The sequence below is a fragment of the Mycolicibacterium chengduense genome (assembly GCF_033741155.1).
Lineage (GTDB): Bacteria > Actinomycetota > Actinomycetes > Mycobacteriales > Mycobacteriaceae > Mycobacterium.
Map to the genome: position 1 here is coordinate 659,583 of NZ_JAWQNH010000002.1, position 17,451 is coordinate 677,033.

Annotated in this window: 14 protein-coding genes; 9 read left to right on the forward strand and 5 right to left on the reverse strand. The window is 67.7% G+C overall.

All coding sequences use genetic code 11. The annotated features are described in order from the left end of the window. The 4 genes from fadD12 to SBI67_RS08705 all read left to right on the forward strand — a co-directional run bounded on the left by fadD12 (position 1) and on the right by SBI67_RS08705 (position 4,851). On the forward strand, positions 1-1,617 hold the full coding sequence (fadD12, locus tag SBI67_RS08690) for an acyl-CoA ligase FadD12 (RefSeq protein WP_318980155.1): 1,617 nt from the start codon (positions 1-3) through the stop codon (positions 1,615-1,617). After that, the gene (locus tag SBI67_RS08695; RefSeq protein ID WP_413232450.1) at positions 1,610-2,809 is read left to right on the forward strand and encodes an alpha/beta hydrolase fold domain-containing protein; all 1,200 of its coding nucleotides are present in this window, start codon (positions 1,610-1,612) and stop codon (positions 2,807-2,809) included. The genes fadD12 and SBI67_RS08695 overlap by 8 nt, the downstream gene beginning before the upstream one ends. A gap of 96 nt (positions 2,810-2,905) precedes the next feature. After that, positions 2,906-3,553, forward strand: coding sequence for a GntR family transcriptional regulator (locus SBI67_RS08700; RefSeq protein WP_318980157.1), 648 nt, complete (start codon positions 2,906-2,908; stop codon positions 3,551-3,553). A gap of 95 nt (positions 3,554-3,648) precedes the next feature. Continuing rightward, a complete protein-coding gene (locus SBI67_RS08705; RefSeq protein WP_413232451.1) occupies positions 3,649-4,851 on the forward strand; it encodes an MFS transporter in 1,203 nt (400 codons plus the stop codon). A 21-nt stretch (positions 4,852-4,872) separates the two neighbouring features. Here the strand turns inward: SBI67_RS08705 and SBI67_RS08710 are convergent, their stop codons facing one another. From SBI67_RS08710 to SBI67_RS08725, 4 genes are all read right to left on the reverse strand, one after another. Continuing rightward, entirely contained in the window at positions 4,873-5,778 is a 906-nt protein-coding gene (locus tag SBI67_RS08710) for an aromatic alcohol reductase (protein WP_318980159.1), read from the reverse strand. 165 nt (positions 5,779-5,943) lie between these two features. Next, the gene (locus SBI67_RS08715) at positions 5,944-6,696 is read right to left on the reverse strand and encodes a hypothetical protein (protein ID WP_318980160.1); all 753 of its coding nucleotides are present in this window, start codon (positions 6,694-6,696) and stop codon (positions 5,944-5,946) included. A gap of 32 nt (positions 6,697-6,728) precedes the next feature. Continuing rightward, entirely contained in the window at positions 6,729-8,168 is a 1,440-nt protein-coding gene (locus tag SBI67_RS08720) for a WS/DGAT/MGAT family O-acyltransferase (RefSeq protein WP_318980161.1), read from the reverse strand. A gap of 23 nt (positions 8,169-8,191) precedes the next feature. Then, positions 8,192-9,418 (reverse strand): alpha/beta hydrolase fold domain-containing protein, encoded by a 1,227-nt coding sequence (locus SBI67_RS08725; RefSeq protein WP_318980162.1) that lies wholly within the window; start codon positions 9,416-9,418, stop codon positions 8,192-8,194. Between the two features lie 124 nt (positions 9,419-9,542). On the opposite strand from SBI67_RS08725, the gene SBI67_RS08730 reads away from it, so the two are divergent. Further along, positions 9,543-11,711 carry an acyl-CoA dehydrogenase family protein gene (locus SBI67_RS08730; RefSeq protein ID WP_318980163.1) on the forward strand — a complete coding sequence of 723 codons (2,169 nt, stop codon included), beginning with the start codon at positions 9,543-9,545 and terminating at the stop codon, positions 11,709-11,711. 87 nt (positions 11,712-11,798) lie between these two features. Here the strand turns inward: SBI67_RS08730 and SBI67_RS08735 are convergent, their stop codons facing one another. Beyond that, a complete protein-coding gene (locus SBI67_RS08735) occupies positions 11,799-13,340 on the reverse strand; it encodes an APC family permease (protein ID WP_318980164.1) in 1,542 nt (513 codons plus the stop codon). Positions 13,341-13,524: 184 nt separating this feature from the next. Here SBI67_RS08735 and SBI67_RS08740 point away from each other — a divergent pair, with 184 nt between their 5' ends. From SBI67_RS08740 to SBI67_RS08755, 4 genes are read left to right on the forward strand one after another with little or no spacing between them, the layout of a single operon-like run. Next, complete coding sequence (locus SBI67_RS08740) at positions 13,525-14,802, forward strand: class-III pyridoxal-phosphate-dependent aminotransferase (RefSeq protein WP_318980165.1); 1,278 nt, start codon at positions 13,525-13,527, stop codon at positions 14,800-14,802. After that, a complete protein-coding gene (locus SBI67_RS08745) occupies positions 14,799-16,346 on the forward strand; it encodes an aldehyde dehydrogenase family protein (protein ID WP_318980166.1) in 1,548 nt (515 codons plus the stop codon). Before SBI67_RS08740 ends, SBI67_RS08745 begins: the two co-directional genes overlap by 4 nt. Positions 16,347-16,350: 4 nt before the next feature. Continuing rightward, the gene (locus SBI67_RS08750) at positions 16,351-16,950 is read left to right on the forward strand and encodes a BMC domain-containing protein (protein ID WP_318980167.1); all 600 of its coding nucleotides are present in this window, start codon (positions 16,351-16,353) and stop codon (positions 16,948-16,950) included. Then, entirely contained in the window at positions 16,947-17,432 is a 486-nt protein-coding gene (locus SBI67_RS08755; protein ID WP_318980168.1) for a hypothetical protein, read from the forward strand. Before SBI67_RS08750 ends, SBI67_RS08755 begins: the two co-directional genes overlap by 4 nt. Positions 17,433-17,451 lie beyond the last annotated feature (19 nt).

A 17,451-nucleotide genomic window follows, 5' to 3' on the forward strand; every position in this document is an offset into this window, starting at 1 on the left:
ATGGGACTCCTCGATCCGGTCGCCAACACGGTCGGGCTGCTCGCCACGATGACGCGGGCGGGTGTGATCGCCCCGTTGCGTCCGGACAAGTATCTGCGCATCGCCGCGGCCATGGCCCGCGAGAACATGAGCATCACATCGGGATTCGCCGCGGCCGCGCAGCGCTGCCCTGACCGGATCGGCTTGATCGACGAGCTGGGCTCGCTCACCTGGCGCGAAATCGACCAGCGCGCAGATGCTTTGGCCGCCGGTCTGCAGGCCATCGGCTCGCCGCAGGTGGTCGGGATCATGGCCCGCAACCATCGTGGCTTCGTCGAGTCCCTGATCGCCGCCACCCGCATCGGTGCCGACGTGTTGCTGCTGAACACCTCGTTCGCGGGTCCGGCCATGGCCGAGGTGGTGGCCCGGGAGCAGGTCGAGGCCGTCATCTACGACGAGGAGTTCACCGCGACCGTGGACCGGGCGCTGGCCGAGGCTCCGGATGTCACCCGCGTCATCGCGTGGAACGACACCGCCGAACCCGATCTCACCGTCGAGAACCTGATCCGCGACCACGCCGGCAAGACGCCGGTGCGCGCCACGGAGAAGAGCAAGGTCATCCTGCTGACCTCGGGAACCACCGGAAGCCCCAAGGGAGCCAAGCATTCCGGCGGTGGACCGGAAGTACTGAAGGCCATCCTGGATCGCACGCCGTGGCGCACCGAGGAGACCGTCGTCATCGTCGCGCCGATGTTCCACGCCTGGGGCTTCTCCCAGCTGGCGTTCGCGGCGTCCATGGCGTGCACCATCGTCACCCGGCGCAAATTCGACCCCGAGGCCACCCTCGCGTTGATCGACATCCATCGGGCCACCGGATTGTGCGTGGTGCCGGTGATGTTCGACCGCATCGTCGAACTGCCCGATGAGATCCGCAATCGCTACAGCGGACACACCCTGCGGTTCGCCGCGGCGTCGGGTTCCCGGATGCGCCCCGACGTCGTCATCAAGTTCATGGATCAGTTCGGTGACGTGATCTACAACAACTACAACGCCACCGAGGCCGGCATGATCGCCACCGCCACCCCGGCCGACCTGCGGGCCGCGCCGGACACCGCGGGCAAACCCGCCGAGGGCACCGAGATCCGGATACTGGACGCCGATCTGCGGGAGCTGCCGACGGGTGAGGTCGGCACCATCTACGTACGCAACTCGACCCAATTCGACGGCTACACCTCGGGGAGTACCAAGGCTTTTCACGACGGATACATGAACTCCGGCGATATCGGGTATCTCGACGAGGCCGGCCGGTTGTTCGTGGTGGGACGCGATGACGAGATGATCGTGTCCGGCGGGGAGAACGTCTATCCGATCGAGGTGGAGAAGATGCTGGTTGCGCATCCCGATGTCGCCGAGGCGGCGGTGATCGGAGTGGACGACGAACAGTTCGGCCAGCGGCTGGCGGCATTCGTGGTGCCGTCCGGGCCGGATCGCGTCAGCGCCGACGACCTGAAGCGCTACGTGCGCGACAATCTGGCCAACTACAAGGTCCCGCGGGAGATCACGCTGCTCGACGAATTGCCGCGTAACAGTACCGGCAAGATCGTGCGCCGTGAGCTCCAGGAGCGTGCCGGTGGGTAACCGCCGCCTCGTGCTCGGTGCCGCCGCCGAATTGGTCAACGCCGGCAATGCGTTGCGCCCCCTGACCCGCCGCGGATACCCGGCGATCGGGGTGTTCGCCTTCGGTTGGCCTACCTCGGAGAACGCTCCGCTGGTGATCGCCGGATCGGCACTCGCCGCGCTGCGGCGCGCGGTGCGCGGCGAGTACCGATCAGCCTCGGGTCGAATTGCGTTGTTGCTCAAGCTCGTTTCCTGGGTGCTGCTCGCCGTGGTGCATCGCCGCGCGGTGTCGTCGCGGCCGGCTTTCGAAGATCCCCTCAGCGACGTCCTCGGTCCGGAATTTCCCCCGGTGCCACCACGACCGGGCGGGGTGTGGGCCACCGGCCAGACCCGCCGCAGGTTCGTCGAGAAGACGGTCCGCTACGGCCCCTACCGCTCCAACGTCGCCGATATCTGGGTGCGCCCGGATCTACCCAAGGACGCGAAAGCACCAGTGCTGCTGCAGGTTCCGGGCGGCGCGTGGATGATCGGGATGAACCGGCCGCAGGCCTACCCACTGATGTCCCAGCTGGCCGATCACGGCTGGATCTGCGTCTCGATCGGCTATCGGATCAGCCCGAAGCACGCGTGGCCTGCGCACATCGTCGACGTCAAACGCGCGTTGGCATGGGTGAAGGCCAATATCGCCGGCTACGGCGGTGACCCGGACGCCGTGTACATCACCGGCGGTTCGGCGGGCGGGCATCTGAGCTCGCTGGCCGCGCTCACCCCGAACAACCCGGCGTATCAACCGGGTTTCGAGGATGCCGACACCACGGTGGCCGGCGCCGTACCCATCTACGGGCGCTATGACTGGATCACCGACGGGTTCCCCGAGCGCCGGCAATTCGGATCGGTGCTGGAACGGCTGATCGTCAAGCTGCCGTTCACCGACAACCGCCAGCTCTACCTCGACGCCTCGCCGATCACGCATGTCGGACCGGACGCGCCGCCGTTCTTCGTGTTGCATGGCAGCCACGACACGCTGATCCCGGTGGAGGAGGCACGCGAGTTCGTCGAGAAACTGCGTGCGGTGTCGCAGGCCCCGGTGATCTACGCCGAGATTCCGTACGCGCAGCATGCGTTCGACATCTTCGGCTCGCCACACGGGCACTACACCGCTTCGGCCGTGGAACGGTTCCTGGACTGGGCGCGCGCCACCCGTCCCGAGTGATGTCGGCGCGCGCACCCGCGCCCACCGCGGTCACCCGCGCCGACGTCACCGCCCCTTGCATGCAAGGTTGCATGCAAGGGGCGTACAGTGGTCGGCATGACCGAAGCGGATTCCAGCGGACAGCGCGCCTACCAGGCCACCAAGGACCAGATCCTGTCGGGTGCGGTACGTGGCGGGCAGCTGCTCAGCGAGGTCGAGGTCGCCGCTGCCCTCGGGGTGAGCCGGACGCCGGTGCACGAGGCGTTCCTCCGCCTGGCCGCCGAGGACCTGCTGGAACTGCTTCCCCGCCGGGGTGCGGTGGTGGTGCCTGCACCGCCGCGCGAAGCCACCGATCTGTTGGAGATGCGGCTGGCGCTGGAGTCGTCGGCAGTGCGCCGGTTGTGCCGGATCCCCGAGACCGCCGACACTGTCGAGGCGTTGTTCGCCGAGTTGACCGATCTGATCAGCGCCCAGCGCGATGGCGCCGCGGCCGGGGATGAACACCGGTTCGCTGCCGCCGACGACGCGTTCCACCACCGCATCGTCGAGGCCGCGGGCAACGCGATCGCGCAGCGTTTCTACGGGTCGCTGCGTGACCGGCAGCGCCGGATGATGGCCTCGGCGGTGCGCTCGGACACCGCACGCGCGGCCCAGCTGATCGACGAGCACGGCCGCTTGGCCGAGGCGATCCAGCGGCGCGACCTGGCCGACTTCGAGAGGCTGCTGCTGGCACACCTGCAGACGACGTACGGGGTGGTGCTGTGAAGTTGGCAGTCTGGAGGAGGCGCTCCGGCGCCGACATCAAGCCCCCGCGACGCTCCGGCGCCGACATCAAGCCCCCGAGGCGCTCCGGCGCCGACATCAAGCCATGGCGCGCCGTCGCGCTGGCCGTGTTCTGCATCGGCTGGGGCGGCAATCAGTTCACGCCACTGCTGATCGCCTACACGCAGCACGCGGGTTACACCCGGGTGGACGTCGATATCCTGCTCGGCGCCTACGTGTTGGGCCTGGTGCCCGGACTGCTGCTGGCTTCGGCGTTGTCGGACCGGCACGGGCGCCGCCCGGTGATGGTCGCGGGTTTGATCAGTTCGGCGCTGGGCAGCATCATCTTGGCCGTCGGTGACTACGCGGGTTTCCCGGCGCTGTTCGCCGGCCGCCTGCTCAGCGGCCTGGCGGTGGGCATCGCGATGGCCGTGGGTTCGGCATGGATCACCGAATTGTCGCGACCGCCTTATGATTCGGCATCCGCTGGAGCCGGTGCCCGGCGAGCATCGATCTGGTTGTCACTGGGGCTGGGGGTCGGGCCGCTGTTCGCCGGGGTCCTCACCGCGTTCGCGCCGCTGCCGTTGGTGCTGACCTACCTGGCGCAGGCCGCGCTGTGTCTCGGCGGGCTCGCCGTGGTGATCCGGTGCGCGGTGGAGACCCGCTCTGAATCCACCGATGGCGGCGCCTCGCTGGTCAGCCGATTGCGGGTGCCGGCTGCCGGTCATCGCCGATTCCTGCGCGTCGTCGTTCCGATGGCGCCATGGATCTTCGGGTCGGCCGCCATCGCCTATGCCATCGTGCCGGCACTGGTCAGTGAGCGGCTCGGACAGTGGGCGCTGCTGTACACCTCGGCACTGACCACGCTGACGCTGCTGTGCGGCGTGCTGGTGCAACCGATCGCGCGCCGACTGGACGACCACTCCAGTGCCCGCGCGGTGGTGGTGTCCATGGTGCTGATGGCCGCCGGCGTCTTCGCGGCCGTGGCCACCGCGATCACCCGGTCCCCGATCATCGCGCTGGTGGTGGCGATGCTGCTCGGCAGTGCGTATGGCATCGCGATCGTATCGGGCCTGTTGGAAATCCAGCGCATCGCCGACCCCGACGAGCTCGCCGGTATCTCCGGGGTGTACTACTCGCTGGCTTACGTCGGCTTCCTGCTGCCCGCGGCGTTGGCGATGCTGGCGCACTTCTTCAGTTACCCGGTCATGCTGACCGCGGTGGGGGCCTTGGCGGCGGCGTGCACCTTGGCGTGCGCGTCCGGCTGGTCCAAGCACCTGAGTCCGGCCACGGCGCAGTAGCGGCACGGCCAACCCCGCACATCACGTCAGGTTGACGTTGGCCCATTCCTCGGCGGTGATCGTGTCGATACCCCGGGCAGCGTTGTACGACTGGGCTTTCGGCCAGGCGACGCCGGTGCTCCTGGCGAACACCGCACGGTATTTGCGCATGGTGTCGTCGGGCTGCCGGCGCAACTGGTCGGCAAGGAAAGCCGTTGTCCACACCGCACGGGTGACGGCGGTTCCGCGGACCCGCTCGACGATGTCGGCCAGTTCCCGGTAACTGATCGTGTCACCGGCCAGGTAGACCACCGAATCGCGGATACGTGGTTCGGTGAACACGATATCGGCGGTGAGCACACCGATGTCCTCCGGCGTGGTGAGGGTGACTTCGTTGTCCCAACTGCCCAGCGCGTGCACGGTATTCGTCGTCAGGTCGACAACGCCGAACGCCGGCTCGAAAAGGAAACTGGTGAACATACCGGTCGACACGATGACCCATTCGGTGGCGCCCTGACCGCGCAACAAGTCACGGACGTCGAGCTGTTCGTCGAACAGGGGCTGGGCACTGCCGCGGCCGATCTCGTCGTAATCGACGCCGAACTGCCATGGGAAATACCGTGATACGCCCGCGGTGAGCGCGGCTCGGGCCAGTTTGCGCTGCGTGCCCGGGCCGGCCGCGAAGCCCACGCAGCTGATCACGGTGTGATAGCGCGTCATGACCGCGGCCAGTTCGGCCACGGACGCGCTGGCGACGTCCGCGTGCTCGACGGTGATGCCCTGCTTGGTCATCTCCTCGATGCGCGGGTCCGGCGTTGCCGTCGACGGACGCAGCAGCACAGCAATCGATGCGACACCGGAGTTCTCGGTGATATGACGGTTGAGTGCGGCGAGCACGCTGGCGCCGAGCTCCCCGGTGCCGATGACGAGGATGGCCGGGCGATTCACGTTCGACGTAGTCGGCACTGTTTCTGTCGTCACTGTTGTGGTCGTCTCTGTTTCTCTCGTGGTGACGTCGGTCCGGTGCACGTGCACCTGACCACCGACAGCACCAACGCCGCCGCCACCGCGGCCCATCCCGCGGCTACGACGACGTGTTCGCCCGCTCGGCGTTCAGCACAACGACGTGTGTTGGCAGACCACGGCCGGCGGGGCGGGTATCGGCGGCGGCGCGGGCATCCGCGGTGGGGGCGGCAGCCGCGGTGGCGGGGGAAGCCGGGGCGGCTGGAAGCCGCCGCCCGGGGAGACAGCCGGTGGTGGGGCGGGCGCCGGTGCGCCCGGTGGTGGCGGCGGTGAGACAGGCGCCGCGACACCGGGCAACGTGTCGGGCATCAGCCATACCGCGATCGACTGCGGGGCCAAACCGTACCCGGCGGGCGCGGCCAGCAGTTGCAGCTGAGTGGCGTGCATGCCTGCTTTGATATGGAAGAACACCCAGCCATCCGCGTCGGCGGTGACCGGCGAGGCCAGCGGCGGTTGTTTGAGGGCGGTGGCCGGCGTCGCCGGAATCTGCTCACCACTGCTGACGTACAGCCGGAACCCGCCGTCGGGGCCGGTGACGTCGATCGGCGCGGTGACGCCGGTGACCGACACCTCGATCCCGAGCTCCAGATCGTCGCTGCCGTCCGGCCGCAGCACCGCCATGTTGTCGGCCTTCGGGGTGACGGTGGCCCCTTTCGCGGTCAGCGGGGTGCCCAGCGCCGCGGTGCCGGGAAAAATGGAGACCATTGCCGGGCCGGTGCTGGCGTTGGCCGGCCTACTCTCGGCCATCGGTGGACTGGCCGGCCCGTACGAACAGCCGGCCACCATCGACGCCGTGATCACCGCGGTCGCGGCGCCGGCGCGCAGCATTGTCAGCCGTTCCATGGCTGTCATTCTGGCGTATGCGTGGCGCGGGCTCACGCCATGGCGGTCTCGATGACCGTCAGCTCTTCGGAAATCCCTGCCGCTCGGCGTATCTCGCGGAACTCCTGCACCATCGCGTCGGTGACCTCGTGCGGATCGTCCACCGTCGCGGTGTCCGACAGTACCGAGATGTTCAGCTGATCCACATAGCTCCACACGGTGATGTTCAGCCCGCTGGCCGCCGTCAGCGGCCCGACCGAATAGATCTCGGTGACGGTGGCGCCACCCACCTTGCCCTGCTGGCGTGGTCCCGGCACGTTCGAGATGTTCAGGTTGAGCACCTTGTTCTGGCCGTCCTTGTCGGACAGCCGCCGGAACAGCGCCTCGACCGCGGCCGGCGGCACGTACGAGGCCCACCGCGCCACCAGTTCGGGACCGATCAGCTGATTACTCTCTTTCGCCAGCGCGGCGTCGGCGCTGGCCCGGCGCACCCGCTCCAGCGGATCGTCGACGTCGACCGGCAGCGCCATCAGCACACCGGTGAACCGGTTGCCCGAAATACGCTCCGGGGAGAAGTCGAAACTCATCGGTACCGAGGCCAGCAGCGGATGATCGGCCTTGCCCTCGTAGCGCAGTTGCAAGGTCCGCAGCGCTCCCGACGACATCGCCAGCACCATGTCGTTGATGGTGGCGCCCAACATCTTTCCGGTCGTCTTGACGTCGGCGAGGGCGAGCGTCGCGGTGGCGAAGCGACGCTCGGGGGTCAGCACGTGGTTGATGAAACTCGGCGGCGGTGTGAACGGGCGGGTCAACTTCGGCCCCAACGTGCGGTTGCTGCGCCGGACCCGGCCCACGCCGTCGGCGGTGTACTTCATCAGCCCCGGCAGCCGGCCGATCTGACGGAGATGATCGGTGAACGCCGAGCGCACCAACTCGGATCGCGACGGAGCGGGATCGGTGGCATACGAATCGCGGTCCCGCTGCGGTCCGTCCTGCAGATCCATGCCGCGGGCCAGCAGATTCGCCGAGGCGACACCGTCGGCCAGCGCGTGATGGATCTTGCCGACCACCGCGATGCGCGGGACCGGATTGTCGGCGTCGCCTCCGGGGGCGAGCCCTTCGACGAAGTACATCTCCCACAGCGGGCGACTGCGGTCCAGCGGGGTGCTCGCGATCTGACCTATCGCCTCGTCGAGCTCGCGCCGCCCACCGGGAGCGGCCACGCGCCAGGGCCGGACGTGGTACTCGAGGTCGACATCGCAGTTCTCCCGCCACATCGGGTGGTGGAATTTGAACGGGATATCCACCAGCTGGTACCGGAACGGGTCCAGCTTGTAGAGCCTGCCGTGCAGCACCTGGCGAAATTCCTGCACGCCGAACGTGCGGTCGCCGAGACCTTCGAGCGCAATCACCGCGATCTTCAGGGTGTGCATGTGCACATTCGGCGCTTCTGTGTAGAGCAGGAACGCATCCCACCCGCTGAGCCTCTTCACCGACGTCCTCCCGCGTGAGGCGTCTATATAACCGCTTTGGCCTGCCTTGCCGGGGAGTTTCGGTGTATCTGGTCGAGGAACACCCCGATGGCCGTGGCGATGGGTCCCGTGCGGGTGCCGTCGGTCATATCGAAGGCATGGCCGGCCCCTGGCAGCTCGATATAGGCGACCGCGGCCCGTGATGCCCCGCGCAGCCGCTCCACGAAGCTGCGGGCCTGCTCCACCGGGATGACCGTGTCGCCGCTGCCGTGGATCACCAGAAACGGCGGCGCATCACGGTGGATCTGGGCGATGGGCGAGGCCGCGCGGAAGATCTCCGGATGCCGATCGATCTTGCGCTTGACCACGACACGTTCCAGGAAGTCCACGAAGCGCATCCGTTCCACGGTGGAGCGGTCTTCCCAGTCGTAGCGTCCGTAGATCCCGATCACCGCGTCGACCGACGTGTCCGACCCTTCGGGTAGGTCGCCCTGCAACTCGGGGTCGCCGGCGGTCAGCCCGGCCAGTGCCGCCAGATGCCCGCCCGCCGAGCAGCCCGCGATGGCAACGAAGTCCCGATCACCGCCGAATTTGTCCACATTGGCCCTGGCCCACGCGATCGCCGCCTTGACGTCGTGGATGTGGCGGGGCCACCGGTGGTGCGGGGCCACCCGGTAATCGATGGACAGGCACACCCAGCCCTGCGCGGCCAGATGCGCCATCAACGCATAGCCCTGCAGCATCCGGCTGCCGTGCACCCACGCCCCGCCCGGCACGAACAACAACACCGGGGCAGGCTGGGACGGCATGTCCTTGGGCCGCCACACGTCCATCAGCTGGGTCGGGCTGTCGCCGTACCGCACCGACGTGCGGTAAACACTGCGCCGGTAGGCGACGGTGTTCCACAGCGGCGGCAGCTGTTCCGGGGCGGGAAAATCGACGGCGGCCAAGTCGGCGGCGGGCACCACATCGCGCAGCCCGTCGCGGACGACGGCGTTGGTCTGGTCGCGCTGCGCCTTACGGATCCCGGCTCCGCCGGGGGCCATCCACGATCTGGCCGACGACGCGAAGAAATCCGGCATGTGCCGAAACCCCCACACCCCCATCGCGGCGACTGCGCCGAGCGGCTCCAGGCGCTTGCCGACCAGCGGGAGCGAGGCCGAGGCGACGGTGAGCGCCAACACGTGATCGGCGGGGCTGGCGGACATCATCCACCGCGCGCGGCTCCACATGCTGAGAGCGGGGCGCTGTGGACCGGAAGGTGCCGTCATGGCGCGAGAGTACCCCCGCGCCACCGCGCCCAAGCGACAACTTGCCAGACTTGTCTACCGCGCTACCCGATTGTGACGTGTGTCACTTTCATCGGGTTCAGCGGCCGAGGTAACTTCGCTGGTCATGAGCAGATCTGCGCTGGCCATCACCGAGGAGCACCGCGAACTCGCCGATGCGGCTGCGGGGCAGCTGGCGCGCTCGCACAGCCTCGCGGCGGCCCGCGCGACCCTGGCGGCCCCTGGCACGCACCCCGCTGCCATCTGGGCGGCCGGGGTCGATCTGGGCTGGAACGGGCTGGCCCTGTCCGAGGAGTTCGGCGGTTCGGGTTACGGGCTGGCCGAACTGGCGGTGGTCGCCGAGATGGCCGGCCGCGCGCTGCTGCCCGGGCCGTTCCTGCCCACCGTCGCCGCGGCCGTCGTCATCGATCGATGCGCGCCGGATTCCGTTCGCGCGCAATTAGTCCCGAAACTCGCCGAGGGGTCCCTGAAGGCCGCACTCGGACTGAACATCAAGGTGTCGATGAGCGGGGACCACACCGCCACCGCGGAATGGCCCGCCGTGCTGGGCGCCCCCGATGCCGACATCCTGGTGTTGGCGGCCGGCGCGGACCTGGTCATCGTGCGCGCCGACGCCGCCGGTGTCACCGTCACCCCACTCGATCCGATGGACACCACCCGCACGGTGGGTGCGGTGACGATGCGCGGGGCCGAGATTCCGGCCGACCGGGTGCTGCGCGGGGCCGGCCGCCGGGCCCGCACGGTGTTCCGGGTCCTGGCGGCAGCCGAGGCGGTCGGGCTCAGCTGGGCGACGCTGGACATGGCGGTCGAGTACGCGAAGGTCCGCGAACAGTTCGGCCGGACCATCGGCACCTTCCAGGCCGTCAAACATCACGCGGCGAACATGCTCGTCGAGGCCGAGCAGACCACGGCGGCCACCTGGGCGGCTGCGGACAGCGATGACCTGGACGCCGCGTGGTTCCCCGCGGCCATCGCGGCCTCCCATGCCATCCGGGCGCAGGTGTTCAACGCGCAGAACAATATTCAGCTGCACGGCGGAATCGGTTTCACCTGGGAACACGACGCACACCTGTATCTGCGGCGGGCTCGCACCATGGCCACCTTGCTCGGCGACGGCGCCGACCCCCTCCTGGACATCGTCGATGCCCAGCGCAGCGGTGCCGCCCGCGCGGCGACGTTGCGCGTGCCACCCGAGGCAGAACGGTTCCGCCCGGCGGCCGCCGACGCCGCCGCCACCGTGCGCGCGCTGCCGGCGCAACAGCAGCGCGACTTCCTCGTCGACTCCGGCTACCTGGTGGCGCACTGGCCGAAACCGTGGGGCCGGGCGGCTGACGTTCTGGAACAGCTCGTGATCGAGGAAGAGTTCCGCGATATCGACATCCCGGATATGGGCATCACGGGCTGGGTGACGCTGACCATCGCCCAGGCCGGCACCGACGACCAGCGGCAACGCTGGGTCGAGCCGGTGTTGCGCGGCGAGGTGATGTGGTGCCAGCTCTTCTCCGAGCCCGGAGCCGGCTCCGATGCCGCCGCCGTACGCACCTCCGCCAAGAAGGTGGACGGCGGCTGGCGGGTCACCGGTCAGAAGGTCTGGACCAGCCTGGCCCAGCACTGCCAGTGGGGTCTGGCGACGGTGCGTACCGATCCGGCCGCAGCCAAGCACGCCGGTGTCACCATGATGGCGATCGACATGACATCTCCTGGGGTGAAGGTCAATCCGCTGCGCGGTCTGACCGGTGACGCGCATTTCAACGAGGTGTTCTTCGACGACGTCTTCGTCCCGGACGCCGATGTGGTCGGTGAGGTGAACAAGGGCTGGCTGGTGGCGCGGGCCACGCTGGGCAACGAACGCATCTCGATCGGCGGTGGTTCGTCCGCGCCGACCGGCTTCACGCCCGACGATCTGATCGAATTGCTGGATTCTGCAACGCCGTTGGTCACTGCCGAGTATGTGCGCCAGGTCGGTGCGGTGATCGCCGAGGCGCACACCCTACCGTTGCTGAATCTGCGCCGGGTCAGCCGCGCCATCGTCGGCGCCGATCCGGGGCCGGAAGGCAATGTCACCAAACTGCTGCTGGCCGAGCACACCCAGCGGCTGACCGAGCTCGGCATGGCATTGGCCGGACCGGCCGCGGTGGTGGGTTCCCAGACGAAGCTGGCCCGGGCCTATCTGGGCAATCGGGCCATGACGATCGCGGGCGGGACCTCGGAGATCACCCGCAACACCATCGCCGAACGTATCCTCGGCCTGCCGCGCGATCCGCTGCTCAAGTGATCGGTACCGAACCCAAAACCGCAGTGTCGCAGCCATTGCCGTAAGGCTGGGCGACGACACTGCGGCCGGGTTGACCGGTTGCTCGGACTAGTCGCGAACTTCGCTGTCCTCGAACACGATCCGACCGATCAGTTCATAGCGGCGCTGGTCGCGGAACTTGAAGTACAGCGCGATTGCCGCACCGAGCACGAACAGCGTGACCACGATCCACGGTGTCAGCTTGAACAGCAGGGTGCCTGATGCGGCCCCCGCAGCCGCGTCCTTGTGCTCCCACAGCAGATACACCACGTACAGCATGCCGATGCCGCCGAGCAGCGGTGCGGTGAACGTCTTGAACCAGTGCGCGCTAGACGGGTGGTTCTTGTGGAAATGGAAGTAGGAGATCACCGAGAACGCGCACAGCGACTGCACGATCATGATGGCCATGGTGCCCAGGATCGCCAACAGGGTGTACATGTGCACGTAGGGATCCATACCGGCGAAGAAGAACGCCAGGATGAGCACCAGGGAGATGCCGGTCTGGACGAAGGACGCGATATGCGGTGACCCGTGCGTCGGATGGGTGGCGCCGATGGTCTTCTGCAGGCTCTTGGACAAACCCTCCCGGCCGAGCGCGTAGATGTACCGGGAAGCACAGTTGTGGAAGGCCATGCCGCACGCGAACGACCCGGTCACCAGCAGGATGTTGAACACCGTGATGGCCCATTCGCCGTAGGTGCCGCGCACCGGACCGAAGAAGATCTCCGAGGAGGTGTCCGCGCTCTGCGCCAACTCGACGGCCTTCTGCGGGCCCGTCCCTGCGATGGCCATCCACGACACGAACACGTAGAACAGGCCGACACCGATGACGCTGATCATGGTGGCCCGCGGGATGATTCGCTTGGGATCCTTGGACTCCTCGCCGTACATGGCGGTCGACTCGAAACCGACCCAGGACCAGAAGGCGAAGAACAATCCCAGACCTGCGCTGGCACCGGCGACCGCGGCGGGGGTGAAGGCACCGATCGGGTTGAGTGTCTGGGCCACCGCGAAACCGTCCGGGCCGCCGCCGGAGAACAGCACCGCCAGCGCCCCGAGGGCCAACATGACGATCTCGGTCACCAGGAACACACCCAGCACCTTCGCCGTCAGGTTGACATCGAAGTAGGTCAGGATGCAGTTCAACGTCATCATCAGCAAGGCGGGGATCAGCCAGTGCACGTGCAGACCCAGCTGCGAGGCGAACAGGTTCTGGAAGAAGAACGCGAAGATGCCGATCAACGAGGCCTCGAACACGATGTAGGCCATGGTGATCAGCAACCCGCTGGCCATGCCGATCACCCGGCCCAACCCGTGGGAGATGTAGCCGTAGAACGCGCCGGTGGCGGTGATGTGCTTGGCCATGGTGGCGTACCCGATGGCGAACAGGCCCAGCACCACGGTCGCGACGATGTAGCCCGCCGGGGCGTGTGAACCGTTTCCGAAGCCGACGGCGATCGGGACGTTGCCGACCATCGCGGTGATCGGAGCGGCGGTGGCCACCGCCATGAAGATGACGCCGATCGTGCCGACGGCGTTGCGCTTCAGTCGTTGGACGTCGCTAGCGCCGCCACCTGCGGCTTTGGTGGGTGGTGCGATGTTCTCGGTCATCGGTGGGACATACCTTCCACGCTGGATAGGAGGGCCGGTGTGGCGCACGCCACAGCCCGAACCCCTCGTATATTGGCACTACCAAAACGGGGATGCAAGACCCAATTTGAGCCATTGACATATTTGGTCGTACCGTTTTACGGTGGGCGCCGTCACAGCTTCCCAGTGACGGCAGAGGAGCCGCATGTACGACTACGGCACGTTCTCGTTCGAATCGAAGACCGAGGTGCTGGAGCGCGCGAAAACGTTCTGGAACCCGGACAAGACCCAGTTCTGGACCGATGCCGGCGTCGATCTGGTGATCGATCGCCGCGAGGGGTACTTCCTGTGGGACATGGGTGGGCGCCGGCTCATCGACATGCACCTCAACGGTGGTACCTACAACATCGGGCACCGCAATCCAGAAGTGCTGCAAGCTCTTTCCGAGGGCATGGCACATTTCGACGTCGGTAACCACCACTTCCCCTCGGTGGCCCGTACCGCACTGGCGCAGCGCCTGGTCGAGACCGCCCCGGCGTCCATCACGAAGGTGGCCTTCGGCTCGGGCGGCGGTGAGGCCATCGATATCGCACTCAAGAGCGCCCGGCATGCCACGCAGCGCCGCAAGATCGTCTCGATCGTCAAGGCCTATCACGGCCACACCGGTCTGGCGGTGGCCACCGGCGACGACCGTTTCGCCAAACTGTTCCTGTCCGACAATCCCGACGAGTTCCTCCAGGTGCCGTTCAACGACATCGACGCCATGGAGCGGGTGCTGGCCGCCGGTGACATCGCCGCGGTCATCATGGAGACCATCCCGGCGACCTACGGATTCCCCCTTCCCGCACCCGGTTACCTCGAGGCGGTCAAGGCGGCCACCGAGCGGCACGGCACGCTCTACATCGCCGACGAGGTACAAACCGGCCTGATGCGCACGGGCGAACTCTGGGGCATCACCAAACACGGGATCGAGCCCGACATCCTGGTCACCGGAAAAGGGTTGTCCGGCGGCATGTACCCGATCACCGCGGCCCTGCTGGGTGACCGGGCAGCCCAATGGCTGGACCAGGACGGTTTCGGCCACATCTCCACCTTCGGCGGGGCCGAGCTCGGCTGTGTGGCCGCGATCAAGACGCTGGAGATCTGCACCCGGCCCGAGGTGCGATCGATGGTGCACTACATCGCCGACCTTTTCGACCATGGCCTGCGCCGCATCCAGGCCGATCATCCGGACTGGTTCGTCGGTATCCGGCAGAACGGCGTGGTGATCGGACTCGAATTCGATCATCCCGAAGGCGCCAAGTTCGTGATGCGCGAACTGTACGAGAACGGGGTGTGGGCCATCTTCTCCACCCTGGATCCGCGGGTTCTGCAGTTCAAACCCGGTCTGCTGCTGTCCCGCGACCTCTGTGAGGACGTGCTGGACCGCCTGTCGGTGGCGGTCGATCGGGCCGAAATCGCTGCGCGGGGAAGGAAATCATGACAACGACCGCACAAGCCGGCCACCTGCTGGAGCGGGCTCGGTGGGCCGCCGCAGCCTATGCCGAGTACGACGCGGGCACCGTGTCGGCGATCGTGTCCGCGGTGGCCGAGGCCGGTTATGCCGCCGCCGAACGGTTCGCCGCCGAGGCGGTCGCCGAGACCGGCATGGGTGTGGTCGCCGACAAGGTGACCAAGAACCGGGCCTGCTCGCGCGGCATCGTCGACTATTACGCCGGCCAGGATTTCGTGTCCCCGCGCATCGACCATGCCCGTAAGATCGTCGAACTCCCCCGCCCCGCTGGGGTGGTGCTGGCGCTGACACCGACCACCAATCCCGTTGCCACGGTGTACTTCAAGACCATCCTGGCGTTGATGACCCGCAACGCCGTCGTCATCGCCCCGCATCCACGGGCCAAACGATGCTCGGCCGACGCGGCCCGGCTATTGGCCGAGGCGGCGGCCGCCGCGGGTGCCCCGGACGGCATCGTGGCTGTGGTCGACGAGCCGTCCATCCCGCTGGTGCAGACCCTGATGGCCGATGACCGCACCGACGTCATCGTCGCCACCGGCGGCACCGGCGTGGTGCGCTCGGCCTACTCGTCGGGCAATCCGGCCCTCGGTGTCGGTCCCGGTAATGTTCCGGTGTTCGTCGACGCCAGCGCCGACATCACTGCCGCGGCCAAACGCATCGTGGACAGCAAGGCTTTTGACAATTCGGTGCTGTGCACCAACGAATCGGTGCTGATCGCCGAGGCGGCGATCGCCGACAAGTTGAGCGGCGCACTCACCAGGGCCGGCGCCCATATCCTCGACGAGGACGGCGCGCGACGGCTGCGCGCCTACATGTTCGCCGACGGTCACCTCAACACCGAGGTGGTCGGCCGGGACGCGGCATGGATCGCCGGACAGGCCGGTCTACGCGTCACACCCAAGACCCGGGTGTTGATCGCCCCGTTCGGCGACGTCGTCGCCGAAGAGATGCTGGCGCACGAGAAGCTGTCCCCGGTGCTCGGCATGACCACCGCCGCCGACGCGGCGCGCGGTATCCGCGCCGCCCGGGCGGTGGTGCGGATCGGCGGTGCCGGGCACTCGGCCGCCATCCACAGTGAGAACACCTCGGTGATCGCCGATTTCGCGGCACAGGTGCCGGTCCTACGGGTGTCGGTGAACGTCGGCAACAGCACCGGCAGCTCGGGTCTGGACACCAACCTGGCGCCGTCGATGACCATCGGCACCGGTTTTGTGGGCCGCAGCTCCATCGGGGAGAACCTGGCGCCGCACCATCTGGTCAACTGGGCACGGATCGCGTACAACGCCGAATCAGGGATAACGATGGGTGATTTCGGCGCGATCACACCCTGGCAGGCACCGACCGGTGCGGTACCTGCGTATCCGCGGGCGTCCAACGATCCCGGCGGCGCAACGCGGCCTGCGCGGCGCCCGTATCAGGCCCCGGCCCGGTCCGCCGATCCGAATCTCGACGCCCTGCGCGCCGAGCTGCGTGCCCTTGTCGTCGAAGAACTCGCTCAACTGATCAAGAGGTAGATCCGTGGCTGAACTGCGTTCCTTCATCTTCATCGATCGCCTGCAGCCGCAGACGATGTCGTATCTGGGTACCTGGATCAAGGGTGCGTTACCGCGGGCGAACCAGGCCGCGCAGATCATCGAGGTCGCCCCCGGCCTGGACATCGAGGGGGTCACCGACGTTGCGCTCAAGCACGCCGAAGTCAAGGCCGGAATCCTGTTGGTGGAACGGCAATTCGGTTACCTTGAGTTCCACGGCGAGACCGGCGCGGTGAAGGCCGCCGCCGACGCGGCACTGGATTCGCTCGGCGGCGATTCCCACGCGGCGGTGCGCCCGACCATCCTGGCGTCCCGGATCATCTCCAGCGTCGACCATCAGCACGCCTTCCTGATCAACCGCAACAAGATCGGTTCGATGGTGCTCGCCGGGGAATCGCTGTTCGTACTCGAGGTGCAACCGGCGTCCTACGCGATCCTGGCGACCAACGAGGCCGAGAAGGCCGCCGATATCAAGGTCGTCGACTTCCGGATGATCGGCGCGACCGGCCGGGTATACCTGTCCGGCACCGAGGCCGATGTGCGCCAGGCCGCCGACGCGGCGCGGGATGCGCTGGCCCGCGCATGAGCATCTCGTCCGAGGAGCTGCGTGCGCTGGTACGGGAGGTGTTGCGGGAAGCCGTCACCGGCCTCAAGGCGCCGGCACCGCAACCCCCCGCGCCACCGGTTCAGCCCGCGAGCGTCGCGGAGCAAATGGGACTGGATCCCAGCGGTCCGCGCGCGGCGGACGGCCGGGTGCGTACCGAGGAGGTGCGGCTGGCCACCGATGCGGATCTTGACGGTTTCGTCCGGAAGTTGCTGCGGTTGTTCGACAATCCCAAGAACCGGGCCGATATCAGGGCCGGTCGGCTGCGCTTCCGGCTCGGCGGTGCCGGCCGGTCGGGGCCGGGCGGCCCGGTACACCGCATCGACAGCGGTGCGGTCACCGAACGCCAGATCGCCGATCTGGCCGGCGGCACACTGCTTCTCGGACCGCGTGCGGTGCTCACGCCGCTGGCGCGGGAGAAGGCCAGAACGCTCGGCATCACCATCACGAAGGAGGGGAAATGATCGCCCCGGCGACAGAGGA